The 19450-nt window shown below is 73.3% G+C and carries 19 protein-coding genes; 8 read left to right on the top strand and 11 right to left on the bottom strand.

Annotated features, from left to right (window positions below; all coding sequences use genetic code 11):
• Nucleotides 1–26 precede the first annotated feature (26 nt).
• The 4 genes from FDM97_RS20460 to FDM97_RS20475 are packed head-to-tail and all read right to left on the bottom strand — an operon-like array spanning nt 27 to nt 3236.
• Complete coding sequence (locus FDM97_RS20460) at nt 27–941, bottom strand: amino acid ABC transporter permease (protein WP_137991824.1); 915 nt, start codon at nt 939–941, stop codon at nt 27–29.
• The gene (locus FDM97_RS20465; protein ID WP_137991825.1) at nt 938–1603 is read right to left on the bottom strand and encodes an amino acid ABC transporter permease; all 666 of its coding nucleotides are present in this window, start codon (nt 1601–1603) and stop codon (nt 938–940) included. The genes FDM97_RS20460 and FDM97_RS20465 overlap by 4 nt, the downstream gene beginning before the upstream one ends.
• A gap of 11 nt (nt 1604–1614) precedes the next feature.
• Complete coding sequence (locus FDM97_RS20470; RefSeq protein WP_137991826.1) at nt 1615–2451, bottom strand: glutamate ABC transporter substrate-binding protein; 837 nt, start codon at nt 2449–2451, stop codon at nt 1615–1617.
• A gap of 44 nt (nt 2452–2495) precedes the next feature.
• On the bottom strand, nt 2496–3236 hold the full coding sequence (locus tag FDM97_RS20475) for an amino acid ABC transporter ATP-binding protein (protein ID WP_137991827.1): 741 nt from the start codon (nt 3234–3236) through the stop codon (nt 2496–2498).
• Between the two features lie 187 nt (nt 3237–3423).
• On the opposite strand from FDM97_RS20475, the gene FDM97_RS20480 reads away from it, so the two are divergent.
• The 5 genes from FDM97_RS20480 to FDM97_RS20500 are packed head-to-tail and all read left to right on the top strand — an operon-like array spanning nt 3424 to nt 9514.
• Entirely contained in the window at nt 3424–4929 is a 1506-nt protein-coding gene (locus tag FDM97_RS20480) for an ABC transporter substrate-binding protein (RefSeq protein ID WP_175439179.1), read from the top strand.
• Entirely contained in the window at nt 4926–6668 is a 1743-nt protein-coding gene (locus FDM97_RS36185) for an ABC transporter permease subunit (RefSeq protein ID WP_137991829.1), read from the top strand. The genes FDM97_RS20480 and FDM97_RS36185 overlap by 4 nt, the downstream gene beginning before the upstream one ends.
• Complete coding sequence (locus tag FDM97_RS20490; protein WP_217510254.1) at nt 6655–7596, top strand: ABC transporter ATP-binding protein; 942 nt, start codon at nt 6655–6657, stop codon at nt 7594–7596. Before FDM97_RS36185 ends, FDM97_RS20490 begins: the two co-directional genes overlap by 14 nt.
• Nucleotides 7593–8267 (top strand): ATP-binding cassette domain-containing protein, encoded by a 675-nt coding sequence (locus FDM97_RS20495; protein ID WP_137991831.1) that lies wholly within the window; start codon nt 7593–7595, stop codon nt 8265–8267. Before FDM97_RS20490 ends, FDM97_RS20495 begins: the two co-directional genes overlap by 4 nt.
• The gene (locus tag FDM97_RS20500; protein WP_137994934.1) at nt 8180–9514 is read left to right on the top strand and encodes an MFS transporter; all 1335 of its coding nucleotides are present in this window, start codon (nt 8180–8182) and stop codon (nt 9512–9514) included. Before FDM97_RS20495 ends, FDM97_RS20500 begins: the two co-directional genes overlap by 88 nt.
• Before the next feature lie 346 nt (nt 9515–9860).
• On the opposite strand, the gene pcaDC is transcribed toward FDM97_RS20500, so the two are convergent.
• The 6 genes from pcaDC to FDM97_RS20530 are packed head-to-tail and all read right to left on the bottom strand — an operon-like array spanning nt 9861 to nt 15171.
• Nucleotides 9861–11012 (bottom strand): bifunctional 3-oxoadipate enol-lactonase/4-carboxymuconolactone decarboxylase PcaDC, encoded by a 1152-nt coding sequence (pcaDC, locus tag FDM97_RS20505; protein WP_137991832.1) that lies wholly within the window; start codon nt 11010–11012, stop codon nt 9861–9863.
• Nucleotides 11009–12373 carry a 3-carboxy-cis,cis-muconate cycloisomerase gene (gene pcaB, locus FDM97_RS20510; RefSeq protein WP_137991833.1) on the bottom strand — a complete coding sequence of 455 codons (1365 nt, stop codon included), beginning with the start codon at nt 12371–12373 and terminating at the stop codon, nt 11009–11011. The genes pcaDC and pcaB overlap by 4 nt, the downstream gene beginning before the upstream one ends.
• A complete protein-coding gene (gene pcaG / locus FDM97_RS20515; RefSeq protein WP_137991834.1) occupies nt 12370–12942 on the bottom strand; it encodes a protocatechuate 3,4-dioxygenase subunit alpha in 573 nt (190 codons plus the stop codon). Before pcaG ends, pcaB begins: the two co-directional genes overlap by 4 nt.
• Nucleotides 12943–12948: 6 nt before the next feature.
• Nucleotides 12949–13719 carry a protocatechuate 3,4-dioxygenase subunit beta gene (gene pcaH, locus FDM97_RS20520; protein ID WP_137991835.1) on the bottom strand — a complete coding sequence of 257 codons (771 nt, stop codon included), beginning with the start codon at nt 13717–13719 and terminating at the stop codon, nt 12949–12951.
• A gap of 25 nt (nt 13720–13744) precedes the next feature.
• A complete protein-coding gene (locus FDM97_RS20525) occupies nt 13745–14395 on the bottom strand; it encodes a CoA transferase subunit B (RefSeq protein WP_137991836.1) in 651 nt (216 codons plus the stop codon).
• Nucleotides 14392–15171: a CoA transferase subunit A gene (locus FDM97_RS20530; RefSeq protein WP_137991837.1), complete on the bottom strand. Its 780-nt coding sequence runs from the start codon at nt 15169–15171 to the stop codon at nt 14392–14394. Before FDM97_RS20530 ends, FDM97_RS20525 begins: the two co-directional genes overlap by 4 nt.
• Nucleotides 15172–15329: 158 nt before the next feature.
• On the opposite strand from FDM97_RS20530, the gene FDM97_RS20535 reads away from it, so the two are divergent.
• The gene (locus tag FDM97_RS20535; protein WP_137991838.1) at nt 15330–15791 is read left to right on the top strand and encodes a MarR family winged helix-turn-helix transcriptional regulator; all 462 of its coding nucleotides are present in this window, start codon (nt 15330–15332) and stop codon (nt 15789–15791) included.
• A 15-nt stretch (nt 15792–15806) separates the two neighbouring features.
• On the opposite strand, the gene FDM97_RS20540 is transcribed toward FDM97_RS20535, so the two are convergent.
• A complete protein-coding gene (locus tag FDM97_RS20540) occupies nt 15807–17624 on the bottom strand; it encodes an IclR family transcriptional regulator domain-containing protein (protein ID WP_254705685.1) in 1818 nt (605 codons plus the stop codon).
• Between the two features lie 152 nt (nt 17625–17776).
• Between FDM97_RS20540 and FDM97_RS20545 the strand changes: the two genes are divergently transcribed.
• Together FDM97_RS20545 and FDM97_RS20550 are read left to right on the top strand one after the other, a co-directional pair.
• Nucleotides 17777–18967, top strand: a complete 1191-nt coding sequence (locus FDM97_RS20545) for a 4-hydroxybenzoate 3-monooxygenase (RefSeq protein ID WP_137991839.1) — start codon at nt 17777–17779, stop codon at nt 18965–18967.
• Nucleotides 18964–19443, top strand: coding sequence for a protein-tyrosine phosphatase family protein (locus FDM97_RS20550; protein ID WP_432816233.1), 480 nt, complete (start codon nt 18964–18966; stop codon nt 19441–19443). Before FDM97_RS20545 ends, FDM97_RS20550 begins: the two co-directional genes overlap by 4 nt.
• Nucleotides 19444–19450: the final 7 nt, after the last annotated feature.

Raw genomic sequence — 19450 nt, forward strand, 5'->3', positions numbered from 1 at the left:
GGACACACCGCCCTGTAAGACAACCGTCATTTCTCGCCCTCGCCCGGCTCCATGTGCTCGCCAGGCCTCGCCAGCTCCTCGACCGCGTCGGCACCGACGACCGCGCCGGTCGACTTCTTGGCGCGCCGCAGCCGGCGTTCCAGCCAGCCGGCGAACGTGGTGAGGGCGAAGTTCAGGATGACGAAGATGACGGCGACGATGGTGAAGCTGGCGATGGTGTTCGCGCCGTAGTTCGCGCTCATCGGGCGGACGGACGCGAGGAGTTCGGAGAAGCCGAGCATCGCGCCGCCGAGCGCGGTGTCCTTGACGATGACGACGAGCTGGCTGACGAGCGCCGGGAGCATCGCGGTGACCGACTGGGGCAGCAGGACGTAACTCATCGTCTGGCCCTTGCGCATGCCGATCGCCTTGGCCGCGTCGGTCTGGCCGCTGGGCAGGGAGAGGATGCCGGCCCGGACGACCTCGGCGAGGACCGAGGCGTTGTAGAGGACGAGGCCGGTGACGACCGCGTACATGGGGCGGCTCGCCGGGCTGATGTCGGTGAACTCGGCGTAGGCGGCGTTGGCGAAGAGCATCAGGATCAGGACGGGGATGGCGCGGAAGAACTCCACGACCGTGCCGGCCGCGCCGCGCACCCACGTGTGGTCGGAGAGCCGGGCGATGCCGAAGAGCGCGCCGAGGGGCAGCGCGATGACCATGGCGAGCGCCGCGGCGATCACCGTGTTCTTCAGGCCGGGGAGAAGGTACGTGGACCAGCTGCGGGAGTCCGTGAAGAACGGTTCCCACTTGTCCGCCTCGAGCTGGTTCTTGTCCGCGAGGCTCTGCAGGACCCACCAGATGAGCAGGGCCAGAGCGACGAGGAAGAGGACGGTGTAGAGGACGTTGCGCCGCCGGGCGCGCCGGCCCGGGACGTCGTAGAGGACGGTGGGTTGGGCCTTCATCGACGCACCGCCACCTTCTTGCTCAGCCAGCCGAGGAAGAGCCCGGTGGGAAGGGTGAGGCAGATGAAACCGAACGCGAAGATCGCCGAGATGAGGATGAGCTGGGCCTCGTTCTCGATCATCTCCCGCATCAGCAGGGCGGCTTCGGCGACGCCGATCGCGGCGGCCACGGTGGTGTTCTTGGTCAGCGCGATCAGCACGTTGGCCAGCGGTCCCACGACCGAGCGGAATGCCTGCGGCAGCACGATCAGGCGCAGCACCTGCGGGAAGCTGAGCCCGATGGCGCGGGCCGCCTCCACCTGCCCGAGGGGCACGGTGTTGATGCCCGACCGCACCGCCTCGCAGACGAAGGCGGACGTGTAGGCGATCAGGCCGAGGACGGCGAGCCGGAAGTTGATGGTGGTGAAGTCATCGGCGCCCATGTTCACCCCGAGGGTCTGGAACAGACCGAGCGAGGTGAAGACGATGATGACGGTCAGGGGGATGTTGCGGACGATGTTGACGTAGGCGGTGCCGAAGCCCCGCATCAGGGGGACGGGGCTGACGCGCATGGCCGCCAGCAGCGTCCCCCAGATCAGGGAGCCGATCGCCGAGTAGACGGTGAGCTGCACCGTCACCCAGAAGGCCCCCAGGATGTCGTACCCTTCGAGGAAGTCGAACACCTAGGCCTGCCCTACTTGACGATGACACCGATCTCCGGGGCGGGCTCGTTCTGGTACTCGGCGGGCCCGAAGTTCTTCTTCACCGCCTCGTCCCAGGCGCCTTCGGCGACCATCTTCTCCAGGGCGTCGTTGATCTGCTCCTTGAGTTCGCTGCCCTTCTGGACGCCGATGCCGTAGTTCTCGTTGCTCATCTCGAAACCACCGAGCTTGAACTTGCCCTCGAACTCGGGCTGCGAGGCGTAGCCCGCGAGGATCGAGTCATCGGTGGTGACGGCGTCGATGACCCCGTTCTCCAGGCCCGTCAGGCACTCCGAGTAACCGCCGTACTCCTGGAGTTGGGCATCGGGGGCGATGCGCGCCTTGACGTTCTGCGCGGACGTCGAGCCGGTGACCGAGCAGAGCTTCTTGTTGTTGAGGTCCTCGGGCTTGGTGATGCTGTTGTCGTCCGCGCGGATCAGCACGTCCTGGTGGGCCAGGAGGTACGGACCGGCGAAGTCGACCTTCTCCGCGCGCTGGTCGTTGATCGAGTACGTCGCCGCGATGAAGTCGACGTCACCGCGCTGCAGCAGCGTCTCGCGGTCGGCGCTCTTGGCCTCCTTCCATTCGATGTCGCCGGGATCGTAACCGAGCTGCTTGGCCACGTAGGTCGCCACGTCGACGTCGAAGCCGGTGTACGTGCCGTCCGGGGTCTGCAGCCCGAGGCCGGGCTGGTCGTACTTGATGCCGACGGTGATCTTCTGGTCGCCGCCGCCACCTCCGTTGTCGTCGCCGCAGCCGGCCACGGAGAAGGAGAGTGCCAGCGCGGCGGCCGCGGCCACCCCGGCCTTGGTGAGCTTGCGCGGGTTCATGTGATGTCACCCCTGGGGGCTGCTGGGCGCGGCTCGGCCGCGGGTCAGTGGTGCAGGATCTTCGACAGGAAGTCCTTTGCGCGGTCGGTGCGCGGGTTGCTGAAGAACTGGTCGGGTGTCGTCTCTTCCACGATCCTGCCGTCCGCCATGAACACCACACGGTTGGCGGCCGAACGGGCGAAGCCCATCTCGTGGGTGACGACGACCATGGTCATTCCGTCCCGGGCGAGCTGCTGCATCACCTCCAGGACCTCATTGATCATCTCGGGGTCGAGCGCGGAGGTCGGCTCGTCGAAGAGCATCACCTTCGGCTCCATGGCCAGCGCCCGGGCGATCGCGACGCGCTGCTGCTGGCCGCCGGAGAGCTGGGCGGGGTACTTGTCCGCCTGGTTCGCCACCCCCACGCGGTCGAGCAGTTGGCGGGCCCGCTGCTCGGCGGCCTTCTTGTCCTTCTTGCGGACCTTGATCTGGCCGAGGGTGACGTTCTCGAGCACGGTCTTGTGCGCGAAGAGGTTGAAGGACTGGAAGACCATGCCGACGTCGGCGCGCAGCGCGGCGAGCTCGCGGCCCTCGGCGGGCAGCGGCTTGCCGTCGATGAAGATCTCGCCGGAGTCGATGGTCTCCAGCCGGTTGATGGCCCGGCAGAGCGTGGACTTACCGCCGCCGGACGGGCCGATGACCACGACGACCTCGCCCCGGTCGACCGTCAGGTTGATGGCCTGGAGCACATGGAGCGCACCGAAGTGTTTGTCGACGTTCTTGAGTACGACGAGCTCGTCGGGCATGTCAGCGCCTCCTGGATCGCCGCGCGGTCATCCTCCCCACGTTCATGCTCCGCCCTCGGCCGATCCGCCGCACGCCGGAGCGTGCACGCGGGGTACACGAGGGGTGTGAATGAAAACGATTGTCATAATGCTAGGGTCGGTGCCTCGTCCATCCTTCAACCTTCCCGTTGGGGCCCCTCCCTTGCGCATGCCCGAAATCCCCCTCATACCCCGCCGCGCCCTGCTGACCGGCCTCGCCGTCACCACCGCCGCATCCCTGCTCACCGGCTGCTTCGCCGACTCCGGCACCTCGGCGGACGCCTCCGGCGACGGCCGGCTGCGGCTCGCGATGATGCAGCCGCCGCGCTCCGGACTCTCTCCGCTGTCGGACGACGCCTTCAAGCTCTCGCGCTGGTCCACCGCCGAGACGCTCGTCCGGCTCGACCGGGACGGCAACGCCACTCCCGCCCTGGCCACCGCGTGGAAGCAGTCCGACCGGACCTGGACGTTCACGCTCCGCGAGGGCGTCACCTTCCACGACGGCACGGCCCTGACCGCGGACTCCGTCGTGAAGTCGCTGACCGTCGCCGCCGGCGCCTCCCCCAAGCCGCGCATCCTCGACGGCGTCGACCTCACCGTCCGGGCCGCCGGCCCGCGCACGGTCACCGTCACCACGGCCGCGGTCGACCCCCTCGTACCGCAGCGCCTCAGCTCGCCGCAGCTGTCGATCCTGGCCGCCAAGGCGTATCGCGGGAAGACCGTCAGCCCGGTCGGCGCCGGCACCGGCCCCTTCGAGCTCGTCACGGTGAACGGCACCGCCTCCGCCACCCTGAACCGCTACGACGGCTACTGGGGCGGCAGGGCCAAGGCCTCCGGGATCGACGTGAAGTTCGTGCCCGACGGCACCGCCCGGGCGGCAGCCCTGCGCAGCGGCGAGGCGGACATCGTCGAGGCGGTGCCGGTCTCCCAGGCGGCGCTGCTGGACCCGAAGCTGATCACCGAGGTGCCGATGCCGCGCACCAACACGCTGTACCTCAACACCGGGTCCGGGCCGTTCAAGGACCCGGTGCTGCGCGCGGCGGCACGCGAGGCGATCGACGCCGGGCAGATCGTCAAGGGCGTGTACGAGGGCAGGGCCGACGTCGCCCGTGGCCTGCTCGGCCCCGCGCTGCCCTGGGCCGCCACGATGCGCGGGACCGTCCCGCACGCCGCGGCCGGTGCCCCCAAGGGCGCCCGGATCACCATCGGCACCTTCACGGACCGGGCCGAGCTGCCGGAGGTCGCGCAGGTCCTCCAGCAGCAGCTCCGGGCGGCCGGCTTCACCGTCACCCTCGACGTCCGCGAGTACGCCAACATCGAAGCGGACGCCCTGGCCGGGAAGTTCGACGCCTTCATCCTGTCCCGGGCCACCGTCCTCGACTCCGGGGACCCGGCCGCGTACCTGTACAGCGACTTCGCGGGCGAGGGCTCCTTCAACATCTCCCAGCTCGCCGACCCCGCCGTCGACCGGGCGCTGACCGCCGCGTCGCGGACCGGGACGGGCGACGCCCGGCGCCGGGCCGTCATGAACGCGGAGGCCGCGGTGCTCGCCACCGACGCCGCCGTGCCCATGCTGCACGAGCGCGTGATCCAGGGCGACGCGGCGAACGTGCGCGGCGCCGCCCACGATCCCCGGGAGCGTGAGCTCGTCACCCTCGACACCCACGTCACGTGAGGGCGACCCTCGCACGGGCGGCCGGCCTGGTCGCCGTCCTGACCGTGGCCGGGCTGCTGCCGTGGATGTCGGGGAAGGACCCCGCGCTCAGTCTCCTGCGGGCGCGGTCGGCCGAACAGGAGCCGACGCCCGAGGCCCTGGCCGCCATCCGGGCGGACCTCGGCCTCGACGCGGGCCCGCTGAGTCTGCTCGGCCGGTGGGCGGGCGGCCTGCTCCGCGGCGAGCTCGGCGTCTCCTGGGTGTCCGGCACGGAGGTGCTGCCGTCGGTGACGGCCGGCCTCCAGGTCTCGCTGGCGCTGATGGGCGCCGCGCTGAGCGTGGCGCTCCTCGTCGGCGCCGCGCTCGCCGCACCCGTCCTCGTGCGGGGACGGGGCGGCTCGGGAGCCCTGGCCGCGGTCCTCGCCGCCGTGCCGGAGTTCCTGCTCTCGCTGGGTCTGCTGATCGTGGCCGGCGTGTGGCTCGGCTGGTTCCCCACCTCCGGCTGGGCCGGACCCGAACACCTCGTCCTCCCCGCCCTCGCCCTCGGCATCCCGGCGGGCGCGCTGCTCGGCCGGCTGGTCGCCGACGCCCTCCCGTCCGTGCTCGACGAGCGCTGGGTGGAGCTGTGGCGCGGGGCGGGCGTCGCCAGGGCGCCGCTCGCCGCGGCCGCCGTACGCCGCGTCCTCCCGCCCCTGGTACCGCAGTTCGGGATGGTGGCGGTCGGTCTGACCGGTGGCGCGGTCGCCGTCGAGACGGTCTTCGCGATCCCCGGACTCGGCCGGACGGCCCTGGGCGCGGCCAAGTCCCAGGATCTGCCGCTGCTCCAGGGGACGGTCCTCGCCCTGCTCGCGCTCGGGCTCCTGACGGGCGCGGTCGCGGCCGCCGTACGCCGTCGGCTCCTCGGCCCCGCGCTGCGCGACGCGGGGCTCACGCTGCCCGCCGCCCGTCCCGTCCGGGTCCCCCCGGCCGTTCCGGCCGTGCTCGGCGCGGTGCTCGTCGCCGTGATCGGGTGGGGGCTGCTGCGCGAGCCGTACGTGATCGACACCGCCGCCCGTCTCGCCGCGCCCTCGGCGGCGCATCCGCTCGGCACCGACGCGCTCGGCCGGGACGTGCTCGCGCGGCTCGGGCACGGCGCGGCCTCGACGGTCGGCACGGCCGCGGCGGTCTGCCTGCTCGGGTACCTGCTCGCCCTCGCGCTCGGTTTCCTGCCGAACCTGGCCGCCGGGCTCGCCGACATCGCGAACGCCGTACCGCCCGTCGTCGCCGGCATCCTCGTCGCCGCCGCGACGGGTCCCGGCACCGGCGCCGCGGCTCTCGCCGTCACGCTGGTCTCCTGGCCGCCGCTCGCCGCCCATGCCGCCGCGCTCACCCAGGAGATACGGGCCTCCGGCTTCCTCATGGCCCAGCGGGCGATGGGCGCGAGCCCGCTGTGGATCCTCGGCCGGCACGTCCTGCCGTCGGTGGCGGCGCCGGTCGCCCGGCACGCCGTCCTGCGGCTGCCCGGCGTCGCGCTCGCCCTCGCCTCGCTCGGCTTTCTCGGTCTCGGCGCCCAGCCGCCGTCCCCCGAGTGGGGCCTGCTGCTCGACGAGTCCGCCGACTACGTCGAGCGGGCACCGGTGGCCGCCCTCGCCCCGGCGGTCGCGCTGGCGCTGCTCGCCGCGCTCGCGGTCTCCCTCTCCTCGGCGACGACGCGCCGCACCATCCGTTCCGTATCCCTGCCGGGCCATCGACGAAGGAAGGCGACCCGTGCCGCAGTCTGATCCCCTGCTCTCGGTCCGCGGGCTCCGCGTCGCCTTCGCCGGCGTGGAGGTGGTCCACGGCCTCTCCTTCGAGGTCCGCACCGGTGAAGTCCTGGCCCTGGTGGGCGAGTCGGGGGCGGGCAAGTCCCTGACCGCCCGCGCTCTGCTCGGCATGGTGCCGCGCGGCGCGACGGTCTCGGGCAGCGTGCTCCTGGGGGGCTCCCCGGTCACGCCCGCCGACTGGGGCCGCCGTATCGCGCTCGTTCCCCAGGACGCGCTGTCCGCGCTCTCCCCCGTCCATCCCGTGGGCGATCAACTCGCCCTCGCCCTCCGCTCGGTACGGAGACTGAGCAGGAGGGACGCGCGACAGCGGGCCGCGGCGGCCCTGGAGGAGGTCGGCATACCCTCGGCCAAGTCCCGTGCGTTCCCCCATGAGTTCTCGGGCGGCATGCGGCAACGCGCCGTGCTCGCGATGGCGTTGGTCAACGGGCCGGAGCTGGTCGTCGCCGACGAGCCGACCACCGCCCTGGACCCCGGGACGCAGGAGAGGATCCTGGGCCTGCTGCGCGAGCGGTGCTCGGCGCGGGGCGCCTCGCTCGTCCTGGTCACCCACGCGCTCGACGTCGTACGGGCACACGCCGACCGCATGGCCGTCATGTACGCGGGGAGCCTCGCCGAGTACGGGCCGGTGGACCGGGTCCTCGACCGGCCGCTGGCTCCGTACACCGCGGGCCTGCTGGCCTCCCTCCCCACCGCCGACGGCGTCCCGCGGACCCGGCTGCCCGCGCTTCCCGGCCGGCCGCCGGCGCCCGGCGAGCTGCCGGCGGGCTGCGCCTTCGCACCCCGCTGCGCGCGGGCCACCGACCCCTGCCACACCGAACGGCCCGAGCCGCGGCCCCTCGACGGGCGTGCGGTCGCGTGCCACCACGCCGCCCTGGAGTTCGTATGAGCCCGCTGCTCGAAGTCCGCGACCTGGTCGTGCGGTACGGCGCGGCCATCGCCGTCGACGGCGCCTCCTTCCACGTGGACGCCGGTGAGACGGTCGGTCTGGTCGGACCGTCCGGCTGCGGGAAGTCGTCCACCGCCGGCGCCGTGCTGCAGCTGCGCCGGCCGCACAGCGGTGTGGTCCGGTTCGACGGCCTCGACCTGACCGCGCTGAGCGAGCGGCGGCTGCGCGCGATCCGGCCGCGCCTGCAGCCCGTGTTCCAGGACCCGTACGGCTCTCTCAGCCCGCGCAGGCGGATCCGCGATCAGATCGCCGAGCCGCTCCGCGTCCAGGGACGCTGGTCGCGGCCCGCCGGTCCCGAGCGCGTCGCCGAACTCCTGGACCTGGTCGGCCTGGACGCGGCCCTCGGGGAGCGGCTCCCCCACGAACTGTCCGGCGGACAGTGCCAGCGCGCGGGGATCGCCCGCGCGCTGGCGAGCGACCCCGAACTGCTCGTGCTCGACGAACCGGTCTCGGCCCTGGACCCGTCGCTGCGGGCCGGGATCCTCAACCTGCTCCTCGACCTCCAGGACCGGCTCGGCCTCGGCTGCCTGTTCATCTCCCACGACATGGCGGCGGTCCGGCACCTGAGCGACCGGGTCCTCACCATGCGCGATGGAAAGATCACCACGTGACCCCGCTCGCCCGGCTGCTGATCGTCAGTCAGTTCGCCTTCAACATCGGCTTCTTCGCCGTACTTCCCTACCTCGCGGACCATCTGGGCGGCGCCCTCGGTCTGGGCGGCTGGCTGGTCGGGCTGATCCTGGGGCTGCGCACCTTCAGCCAGCAGGGCATGTTCGTCGTCGGCGGCGCCCTGACGGACCGTCACGGTGCCCGGCCGGTCGTGCTCGCCGGTTGCGCGCTGCGCGTGACGGGATTCGTCTGGCTCGCGTTCGCCACGTCCACCTGGTCGGTGATCGGGGCGGTGGTCCTGGTCGGCTTCGCGGCGGCCCTGTTCTCGCCCGCCGTGGAGACCGAGATGGCGCGCGAGGCCGTACTCATCGAGAGCGCCGGGGGCCCGGCCCGCACGCGGACGCTCGCCCTGTTCTCGGCGGGCGGGCAGGCGGGCGCGCTGCTCGGACCGGTCCTGGGCGCTCTGCTGCTGTACGGCACGGGGGACGGCGCCTCCGGAGGGCACTTCCGCGCGGCATGCCTGGCGGGGGCCGCGGTCTTCGCCGTCGTCCTCGCCGGCCACTGGCGCCTCATGCCGCCACCGGCGCCGGCGGAGCCCGCCGCGCGACGCCCCCGGACGGCGACCGCGTGGCGCCCTCTGCTGCGCAGCCGCCCCTTCCTCGGCCTGGCGCTCGCGTACTCGACCTACCTGCTCGCGTACAACCAGCTCTATCTCGCGCTGCCGGCCGAGCTGGAGCGCGCGACCGGCTCCCAGCGGGCGCTCGGCTGGCTCTTCGCGCTCTCCTCCGCGCTGGTCGTCGCCGGCCAGGTGCCGCTGGAGCGCTGGGCGGCGGCGCGCCTGAGCATGCCCGGCATGGTCCGCGGCGGCCTCGTCCTGATCGCCGGCGCGTTCGCGGCGACCGGCGCCCTGCTCCCGCTGGGCGGTCTGTGGCCGGCGCTCTGCTTCACGGTGCTGCTCACCCTCGGCCAGATGCTGGTGGTCCCGGCTGCCCGGGCGTTCCTCCCGGATCTCGTCGACGCCGAGCGGCTCGGCCTGTTCACGGGCGCGCTCTCCTCGCTGTCCGGCCTGGTCGTCCTCGCGGCCGCCGCGCCCGCCGGGGCCCTGCTGGAGTACGAGGGCCCGGTTCCCTGGCTGGTCCTGGGCGCGGTGCCGCTCCTGGGTCTGCTGCTCGTCCCGCGCGGTGGTCTCCGGTCCGGCGGTCCGTCAGTCCGTCAGTCCGTCAGTCCGTCGAGGTCAGATAGGCGATGACCACGGATGAAGTCGGGGTACGCCTCGTGGTGGTCGAAGGTGAGCTCGGCCGGCCGGCGGATCGCGGACACCGGGTCCAGATGCTCCACGTCGAGGATCTCGGCCCTCGTCCGGGCCGCGTCCCGGGTGCGTTTGACGGGCTGGGTGGACGGGTGGACGGGGGGACGGCGGCGGCCATGCGGCTCCTCGGTGCGGACTGTCCGGCGACGGGGCGCTCGGCGTGGCCGGCGCCGACGAGGCCGACCGGGTCTCGGAGGGCTGGCGCGCCGAGGCGCGCGAGGCGGTGGACCGGCGCCTCGCGCGCTGAAAGACGGCAGGGCGCCCAGGAGACCCCGGGCGCGCCTGTTCAGCTCCCCGGCGCGTCTTCCTCCGCGAGGGTGCGCTGGGCCACGGCGAAGGCCGCGTTGGCGGCCGGGACACCGCAGTAGACCGCCGCCTGCAGCAGGACGGCACCGATCTCCTCCGGGCCGAGACCGCCCCGCCGTGCGGCGCGCACATGCATCGCCAGCTCGTCGAGGTGGCCGCGGGCCACCAGGGCCGTGAGGGTCACCAGGCTCCGCTCGCGCCGCGACAGGGTGGGGTCGGTCCAGATCTCGCCCCAGGCGTAGCGGGTGATGAAATCCTGGAACCGGGCGGTGAACTCGCTCTGGCGCGCCTGCGCCCGGTCCACGTGCGCGTCGCCGAGCACCTGGCGGCGCACCTCCATGCCCCGCTTCGCGCCGCCGTCCGTGAAGTGGCCGCGCAGCGCGGCCAGCACGGCCTCGGGCTGTTCGGCCGGCGCCAGATGGGAGGCCCCGGGGATCTCGGTGAGCGCGGCGCCGGGCACCGCGTCCGCGATCTCCCGCAGATGGGCGGGCGGGGTCGCCGGGTCCTCGCGGCCCGCGACGAGGAGCGTGGGTGCGGTGATCGACGGGAGCCGGTCCCGCAGATCGAAGGCGGCGAGCGCGTCGCAGCACGCGGCGTACGCCTCCGGGTCGGCCTCGCGGTGGTCGTCGATCAGCCCCTGGACGGTGAAGCCGGGCGTGAACCAGCGGGAGTCGGCGGTCTCCGCCAGCGCGGCGAGACCTTCGCGCCGGACGGTCTCGGCGCGCTCCTCCCACGACGCGGAGCCACCGAAGTGGGCGGAGGAGCAGAGGACCGCGAGCCGCTCCACCCGGTCGGGGTGATGGGCGGCGAGGTGGAGACCGACCGCGCCGCCGAGGGAGACCCCCGCGTACGAGAAGCGGTCGGCGCCGAGCGCGTCGGCGAGGTCGAGTACGAGACCGGCCAGGTCGCCCACGCTCGCTCCGGGGCCGATGAGCGAGGCCGGGGAGCCGCCGTGGCCGGGCAGGTCCCAGCGGACGACCCGATGGGTGGCCGACAGTTCGGGTGCGATCGCGTCCCACAGGGCGGTGGACGTGCCCAGCGAGGGGCCGAGGAGCAGGACGGGCGCGGTGGCCGGCCCCTCGGCGCGATGGTGCAGTCCTGCGTACGGCTGCTGTGGGGTGGCGGTCGTCACGGTCGCTCCAGGGCACGGTCGGTCAGGGCTCCGGCGGAGCCGGTGCAGCGGGTGGGGTCGGTGAGCTCGGCGAGGTCGAGGCCCTTGGACTCGGGTATCTCGCCGAGCAGTTCGGCCAGCGCGACGCCCTCGGTGCGGGCGCGCCCGGCGAGTTCCGTGAGGAGCTCCCTGGCGCGGGCCCGCCCCACCAGGGGGGAGAGGCCGGCGGCGAGCCGCTCGGAGACGATCGAGCCGCCGGTGAGGTCGAGGTGTGCGCGCATGACGTCCGCGTGGACGCGCAGTCCTCCGGCCAGTTCGGCGGTGTCACGCGCGGCGCCGCCGACCAGGCGGAGCAGGTCGCGCAGCGGCTCCCACTCGGCGTGCCAGGCGCCGGCCGGGCGCTCGTCCTCTGCGGCCATCGCGGCGTACAGGGTGGCCGCGAGGTGCGGGGCCCGGCGGGCGGCCGCGGCGACGAGCGTGGCACGCACGGGGTTCGCCTTGTGCGGCATGGCCGAGGAGCCGCCGCCCGTTCCCTCCGCCACCTCCGCGATCTCGGTACGGGAGAGGGTGAGGACGTCGACGGCGGTCTTGCCGAGGGCTCCGGCGGTGAAGGCGAGGGCGCCCGCGAGGTCGGCGATCGGGGTGCGCAAGGTGTGCCAGGGCAGGAGCGGTACCGCGAGTCCGGTCTCCCGCGCGTACGCCGGGACGAGCCGCTCGGCAGCGCCCCCGGATCCGGCGCCGGCACCGTTCCCGTACGCCTCGAAGGCGGCCAAGGTCCCCGCCGCGCCGCCGAGTTGGGCGGGCAGGGAGTCCCGTACGGCCAGGATCCGGTCCCGGGCGTCGAGGACCAGCGAGCGCCAGCCCGCCACCTTGAGGCCGAAGGTGGTGGGGACGGCGTGCTGGGTGAGGGTCCGGCCGGGCATGGCCGTGTCCCGGTGGGCGGCGGCCAGCGCGGCGAGCGCCCTTTCCGTACGGTCGAGGTCGCCCAGGACGAGGTCCAGCGTGCGGCGGGCGACCAGCATCGCCGCGGTGTCCATGATGTCCTGGCTGGTCGCGCCGCGGTGGACGTACGCCCGCCACTCCCCCGGCACGGCGGCCGTGAGGTCGGCGACCAGCGGGATGACGGGGTTGCCGCCGGCGCGGGCGCGCAGGGCCAGATCGCGCACGTCGAAGCGGGCGGCGTCGGCGGCGGCCGTGACGGCTTCGGCCGCCTCCGCCGGCGCCTGGCCGACGGCCGCCTGGGCGCGGGTGAGCGCCGCCTCCGCGTCGAGCAGCGCCCGCAGGAACGCGGTGTCCCCGGTCGCAGCCTCGGCCGGGGAGCCGGCCGGCCCGGGGGCGAGCAGGCCGGCGTCGGTGGGGCGGGGCGACTCGTGCGGTGTCACGTGAACTCCAGGAAGACCGTCTCGTCCTCGCCCTGAAGGCGGATGTCGAAGCGGTACGTGCGGGGCGCGGCGTTCTCGTCGGGCCGGGCCACCAGCGTGGCCCGGCGCGCGGCCGGGAGCGAGTCGAGCAGCGCGTCGGAGCCGTCGCGCAGATACGCCCGGGTGAAGAGGTGGTGCAGCAGGCCGCGGGCGAAGACGCAGACACTGATGTACGGCAGCCCCGCGTTGCCCGGCGGCAGCGTGTGGAGGGCGTAGTGGCCGTCGGCGTCCGTGGCGACCCGGCCGAACCCGGTGAAATCGGTGCCGTTGCGGCCGAGATGGCCGCCCGTCACGGGGTCCCGGCGCATCGACCCGGGCGCGCCCGTGAGGGAGCCGTCGGGGGCCGCCTGCCAGAACTCGAGGATCGCGTCGGGGACGGGGGCGCCCTCGCCGTCGTACACGCGCCCGTGCAGGACGATCTGCCCGGGATGCCCCTTCGGGGCTATCCGCTCCCCTTCGGGGAAGGGCAGGGCGTAGCCGTAGAACGGGCCGACGGTGTGGGACGGGGTGGGGAGAGGCGTCTGGCTCATCTCGGGTCAGCGTCCTTCTTCGATCCAGGTGGCGGAGGGACCGTCGAGGACGATGTCCCACTCGTAGCCGAGGGAGAACTCGGGCTGCGACAGCTCGTGGCGGTAGGTGGCGACGAGCCGTTCGCGGGCGGCCCTGTCGGTGACCGAGCGCAGGATCGGGTCGTAGGCGAACAGCGGGTCGTTCGGGAAGTACATCTGCGTCACAAGGCGTTGGGCGAACGCCGTGCCGAAGAGGGAGAAGTGGAGGTGGGCGGGGCGCCAGGCGTTGGTGTGGTTGCGCCACGGATAGGCGCCCGGCTTGATGGTGGTGAAGGTGTAGCGGCCCTCGTCGTCGGTGAGGGTGCGGCCGACGCCGGTGAAGTTCGGGTCGAGCGGGGCCGGGTGCTGATCGCGCAGATGGGCGTACCGGCCCGACGCGTTGGCCTGCCACAGCTCGACGAGCTGGCCGCGCACGGGCCGGCCCGCCCGGTCGAGCAGCCGCCCGGAGACGGTGATCCGCTCGCCGAGGGGCTCGCCCGGGTGCTGCCGGGTGAGGTCGTTGTCGATGTCGGTGATGTCCGTGGGTCCGAAGACGGGGCCGGAGAGCTCCACCGTCTCGGGGTCGCCGCCGTTCACGGCGACGAGCGGCTGGTGGGGGTGGCGGAGCAGGGAGCTGCGGTACGGGGCGTAGTCCCGGGCCGGGTGGCTGCGGGCCGACGCGCCGGCGGCCAGCTCCTTGTCGTACGCGGTCTGGAGGTCGTCGATCTCGGTGTCGATGTCCGACTGGGTGAGGGCCATGAGGGTTCCCGGGGTCTGGGTCGGGTCAGCGGGCGGGGAGGTCGAGAGGGAGGCGGACCTTCGCGGCCGTCCTGGCGAGGACGTCCGCGGCGTCGACGCCGGGTGCGGTCTCGGTGAGGACGAGTCCGTCGTCGGTGACGTCGAGGACGCCGAGGTCGGTGATGACGCGGTCGACGCAGCCCCGGCCGGTCAGCGGGAGCGTGCACTCCTCGACGATCTTCGGGGTGCCGTCCTTGGCGGTGTGGGTCATCACGACGATGACGCTGCGGGCGCCGTGGACGAGGTCCATCGCGCCGCCGATGCCGGTGATCAGCTTGCCCGGTACGGCCCAGTTGGCGAGGTCGCCGCGGGCCGAGACCTGCATGGCGCCGAGCACGGCGACGTCGATGTGGCCGCCCCGGATCATGCCGAAGGAGAGCGCGGAGTCGAAGAAGGAGGCGCCGGGCAGGACCGTGACGGTCTCCTTGCCCGCGTTGACGAGGTCGGCGTCGACCTCGTCCTCGGTCGGGTACGGGCCGGTGCCGAGGATGCCGTTCTCCGACTCCAGGATCACCTCGACGCCCTCGGGGAGGTGGTTGGGGATGAGGGTCGGCAGGCCGATGCCCAGGTTGACGTACTGACCGTCCTTCAGCTCGCGCGCGGCGCGGGCGGCCATCTGCTCACGGGTCCAGCTCATCGTGTGGTCCCTCGTGCCGGAGGCGCGGAAATCGTGCGCCGTTCGATTCCCTTGTCCGCGGCCTGCTCGGGGGTGAGGGCCACGACGCGCTGGACGAAGATCCCGGGCAGATGGACCGCGTCGGGGTCGAGCTCGCCCGGTTCGACCAGTTCCTCGACCTCGGCGATCGTCACCTTCCCCGCCATCGCGGCGAGGGGGTTGAAGTTCCGGGCCGCCTTGTTGAAGACCAGGTTTCCGTGGCGGTCGCCCCGGGCGGCGCGGACGAGGGCGAAGTCGGTGCGGATGCCGTGCTCCAGGACGTGGTCGACGCCGCCGAACTCCCGTACCTCCTTCGGCGGCGAGGCGAGTGCGATGCCGCCCTCGCCGTCGTAGCGCCAGGGCAGTCCGCCGTCGGCGACCTGGGTGCCGACGCCGGCCGGGGTGTAGAAGGCGGGGATGCCGCAGCCGCCGGCCCGCAGCCGCTCGGCGAGCGTGCCCTGCGGGATCAGCTCGACCTCCAGCTCGCCGGCCAGGTACTGCCGCGCGAACTCCTTGTTCGCGCCGATGTACGAGCCGGTGACCCGGGCGATCCGCCCCGCCGACAGGAGTGTCGCGAGACCGGAGTCCATCGCGCCGCAGTTGTTCGACACGACGCTCAGGCCGCCGACACCACGCCCGTACACCGCGCCGATCAGCACGTTCGGCACACCGCTGAGACCGAAGCCACCGACGGCGAGCGAGGCCCCGTCCCCGACGTCGGCCACCGCCTCGGCGGCGGTGGCGACCACCTTGTCCATACGAGAAGCCTCCGATTTAGTCAGTGCACTGAGCATCCTGGCAACGTCGTCATGCTGGCACCCGCCACAGTCACCGTCAATACCCGTCCGGGGCGACGCAGCGCGGGCGCGTATCGTTCCGTACACCGACGAAATCTGCGGGACACGGGAGGCACACGATGGCCGCGGTGGATCTGACCACCCATCCCGGGCACCTGGCCCGGCGGCTCCAGCAGGCGCACCACCTGTTGTGGACCACGATGGTCTCGGAGGAGATCACGTCCCCGCAGTTCGGCGTCCTCAACGCGCTCATGGCCGAGCCCGGCCTCGACCAGCGGACCGTGGGCGAGCGCGTGGGTCTCGACCGCTCCACCATCGCCGAGGTCGTCAGCCGGCTCACCCGGCGCGGCCTGCTCGACAAGGTGCGCGACCCGAAGGACGGCCGCCGCTTCCTGCTGCGGCTGACCGGGGAGGGGGAACGGACGCACCGCAAGCTGACCGTACGGACGGCGCGGATGAACCAGGTCTTCCTCGCCCCGCTCTCCGCAGAGGAGCAGGCACAGTTCATGAGCCTGCTGCTGCGGGTGTCGGACGCGGCGGAGCAGCTCCGCACCCCGGCGGAGCCCCTCGCCTCCGCCTGAGACCGGACCCGGGCCTCAGACCTCGGGTACGCGGGCGAACCGGCCGGCCGTGCGCAGGTCCTCCTCGATCCGCGAGACGGTGGCGCGCAGCTCCGGCAGGACCTCGCCGACGCACTCCTCGACGCTGCGGCGGCTGCTGTGCATGGCCACGTTGACGGCCGCCACGACCGCGCCCGCCCGGTCGCGTACCGGCACGGCGATCGACCGCAGTCCCTGCTCCAGCTCCTCGTCGACGAGCGCGTACCCCTGCTCGCGCACCTGTTCCAGGAGTGCGGCGAGCTCCGCGCGCGAGGTGACGGTGTGCGGGGTGAGGGCCTGCGGCTCGATGCCCGCAAGCCACGCGGCGCGCGCCTCGGGGGGAAGGCCGGCGAGCATCACCCGGCCCATGGAGGTCGCGTGGGCGGGGAAGCGGGTCCCGACGGTGATGTGGACGCTCATGATCCGGCGGGTGGCGACGCGCGCCGTGTAGCGGATGTCCTCGCCGGCGAGCACCGCGAGGGAGGCCGAGTCGTGCACGCTCCGCGACAGTTCGGCCAGGTGCGGCGCCGCGATCTGCGGCAGCGACATCCGGGAGAGGTGGGGGAAGCCGAGCGCGAGGACCTTGGGGGTGAGCCGGAAGAGCCTGCCCTCGGCGCCGACGTAGCCGAGGTGTTCCAGGGTGATCAGCGCGCGTCGGGCGGTGGCCCGCGCGAGTCCGGTGGCATCGGCGACCGCCGACAGGGGAAGCGCGGCCCGGTTCTCGCCGAAGGCGGTGAGGACCGTGAGTCCACGGGCGAGGGACTCGACGAAACCACGGCCGAGTTCCTGCTTCGAGGCATGGGTCCAGTCGGCGAGGCCCGGGCTCGGCTCGCTCCCGCTCCCGCTCTCGCTCCCGGTCTCGCCCTCGGTTTCGGCCTCGGCCTCGGTCCGCTGCTCGCGCCGCGTGTCGTCCGATACCGTCGCCGTCGCCGTCGACGTCACCTTCGCCGTCGCCTTCGCCGTCGTCGCTGCCGCCGTCTCCATGGTGTCCTGCCTCAGCAGCTCCTCCCAGGCCTCCACGGCGGCTCCCAGCCGCGGCAGCATCGCCTCGCGCAGGGAGTCGGCCGTGTGGCGGCTGGTGTGGCTCACCACGCTCGCCACGCAGGCCACGGCGCCTTCGGCGTTCCGTACGGGAAGGGCGAGGGCGACCAGGCCGGGCTCGATGAGCTGGTCGTCCAGCGCCCAGCCGCGCTCGCCCGCCTGTGCGGCGCGGGCGGCGAACTCCTCGTCGTCCGGGCCGAGGCCGGGTGGTACGGCGGGGAAGCCGGCGCTCCGCGGGTCGGCGGCCCGGCGGGCGCGCCAGCGTTCCCACTCCGCGCCGGTCCAGTCGGCGGCGAACAGCGCGCCCGGCGCGGTACGTTCGGCGGGCAGCAGGTCACCGATGCGGAAGCTGAGGGACATGGCACGCCGGCGGGTGGCCTGATGGACGAAGCGGATGCCGCCGCCGTCGGCGACGGCGAGGGAGACCGACTCGTCGAGGGCGTCGGCGAGCGCGTCGGCCTGGCGGCCGAGCAGGCCGGGGAGCCGGAGCGCGGCCAGATAGGCGTTGCCCAGTTCCATCAGACGGGGGGCGAGGAAGACGTCACGGCCGTCGAGGCGTACGTATCCCATGCGCGCGAGCGTGCCGGTCACCCGGTCGACGGTGGAGCGGGCCAGACCGGTGGTGCGCTCCAGCTCGCTGAGGCTGAGGGCTCCGTCGGCGTCGGTCAGCCTGCGCAGCACCAGGAGGCCGCGCATCAGCGGGGCGACGGCTTCCTGTGGCACCTCGCGCGGCGCGCCGGTGCCCCGCGCCGTCGCGGTTTCGGTCGGTGGCATGGACTCTCCCTGGCGGATCTTGGGGACACCGTAGAGGAAGGACGAGGGAGGGGGCGGGTGCGTCCGGGCGGGGCGTTGACAGCCGACGGTCGCGGGCGCAGACTCTGCCCACTCTTCGGTGAAGTTTTCTTCACTATACGAACAGGAGACTCATGCACACCACCGTCGGGATCATCGGCGGCGGCCCCTCCGGCCTGCTGCTCGCCCGCCTGCTGCACAACGCCGGCGTCGATAGCGTGGTCCTGGAGTCCCGTGACCGCGCCTATGTCGAACAGCGCCAGCGCGCCGGAATCCTCGAACAGGCCACCGTCGACGCCTTGCGCGCCGCCGGAGCCGGGGCCCGTCTGGAGACCGAGGGGCTCCCCCACGACGGCATCGAGCTGCGCTTCGACGGGCGTGCCCACCGGGTCGACTTCCCCTCGCTGACCGACGGCCGCCGGGTCTGGGTCTACGCGCAGACCGAGGTGGTCAAGGACCTGATCGCCCTTCAGCTCGCGGACGGCGGACCGCTGTTGTTCGGCGCCGAGGTGCGTGCGGTGGAGGGCGTCGACACCGACCGCCCGGTGATCCGCTACGCCCACGAGGGCCGCGAGCAGACCCTGACCTGTGATTACGTGGTCGGCTGCGACGGATTCCACGGAGTGGCGCGCACCGCCGTCCCGGAGGGCGAGCGGACGACGTACGAGCGCACGTATCCGTACTCCTGGCTCGGCATCCTCGCCGAAGCCCCGCCCGTGTACGAGGAGTTGATCTACGCCCACTCCGAGCGCGGCTTCGCGCTGGCCAGCATGCGCTCGCCGGCCGTGAGCCGGCTCTACCTGCAGGTCCCGAACGGCACCGATCCGGCCGACTGGTCCGACGCCCGGATCTGGGACGAGCTCGACGCCCGCCTCGCGCTCGGCGCCGAGCCGCGATGGCGGCTCGAGCGTGGCCCGATCACACAGAAGTCGGTGCTGCCGATGCGCAGTTCGGTGACCGAGCCGATGCGGTACGGGCGGCTCATGCTGGCCGGGGACGCGGCGCACATCGTCCCTCCGACCGGCGCCAAGGGCCTCAACCTCGCCGCCGCCGATGTGATCGTCCTGGCGCGCGCGCTCGCCCACCGGTCCGCCACGGGCTCCACGGAGCTGCTCGACGCCTACTCCGACACCTGCCTGCGCCGGGTCTGGCGCGCCGAGCACTTCTCGTACGCCATGACGACGACGCTGCACAGCGACCCCGGGCAGTCGCCGTTCGACACCCGACTCCAGCTCTCCCAGCTCGACCGGATCGCCACCTCGCCGCACGCCGCGGCCGAACTGGCGCAGAACTACGTCGGGTTGCCGCTCGAACCGCGAGGATGAACGAACGGGGAGGGGGAACGAACGGGGCCCGTTACGGTGGATCCGTGAGCGATCTCTGGAAGGCGACCGACCCCGGGGTCCTGTGCCTGCCGTCCGGGCGCCTGGTCCGCGGGCGCGGACTGCGCCGCCCCCTGCCCCCGGGACCGACGCCCCACTACGCCCTGTACCTGCTGGGCGCGCGGCCGCCCGAGGTGCCCTGGGATGCGCGGTGGCTGCGCTGGCCCGACTTCCGGCTGCCGAGCAGCCCGGCGCAGGCCCGGTCCCTGCTCGGTGAGGCCTGGGCCCGCGCCGCCGACGGGCGGGTCGAGATCGCCTGTGGCGGCGGTGTCGGCCGGACCGGTACGGCCCTGGCCTGTCTCGCCGTCCTGGACGGCGTGCCGGCCGACCGGGCCGTGGAGTTCGTCCGCCGGAACTATCACCCTCGCGCCGTCGAAACGCCCTGGCAGAAGCGGTACGTGCGGCGGTTCACCGCCTGACCGGCGC

This window comes from Streptomyces vilmorinianum, from assembly GCF_005517195.1.
GTDB classification, from domain to species: domain Bacteria; phylum Actinomycetota; class Actinomycetes; order Streptomycetales; family Streptomycetaceae; genus Streptomyces; species Streptomyces vilmorinianum.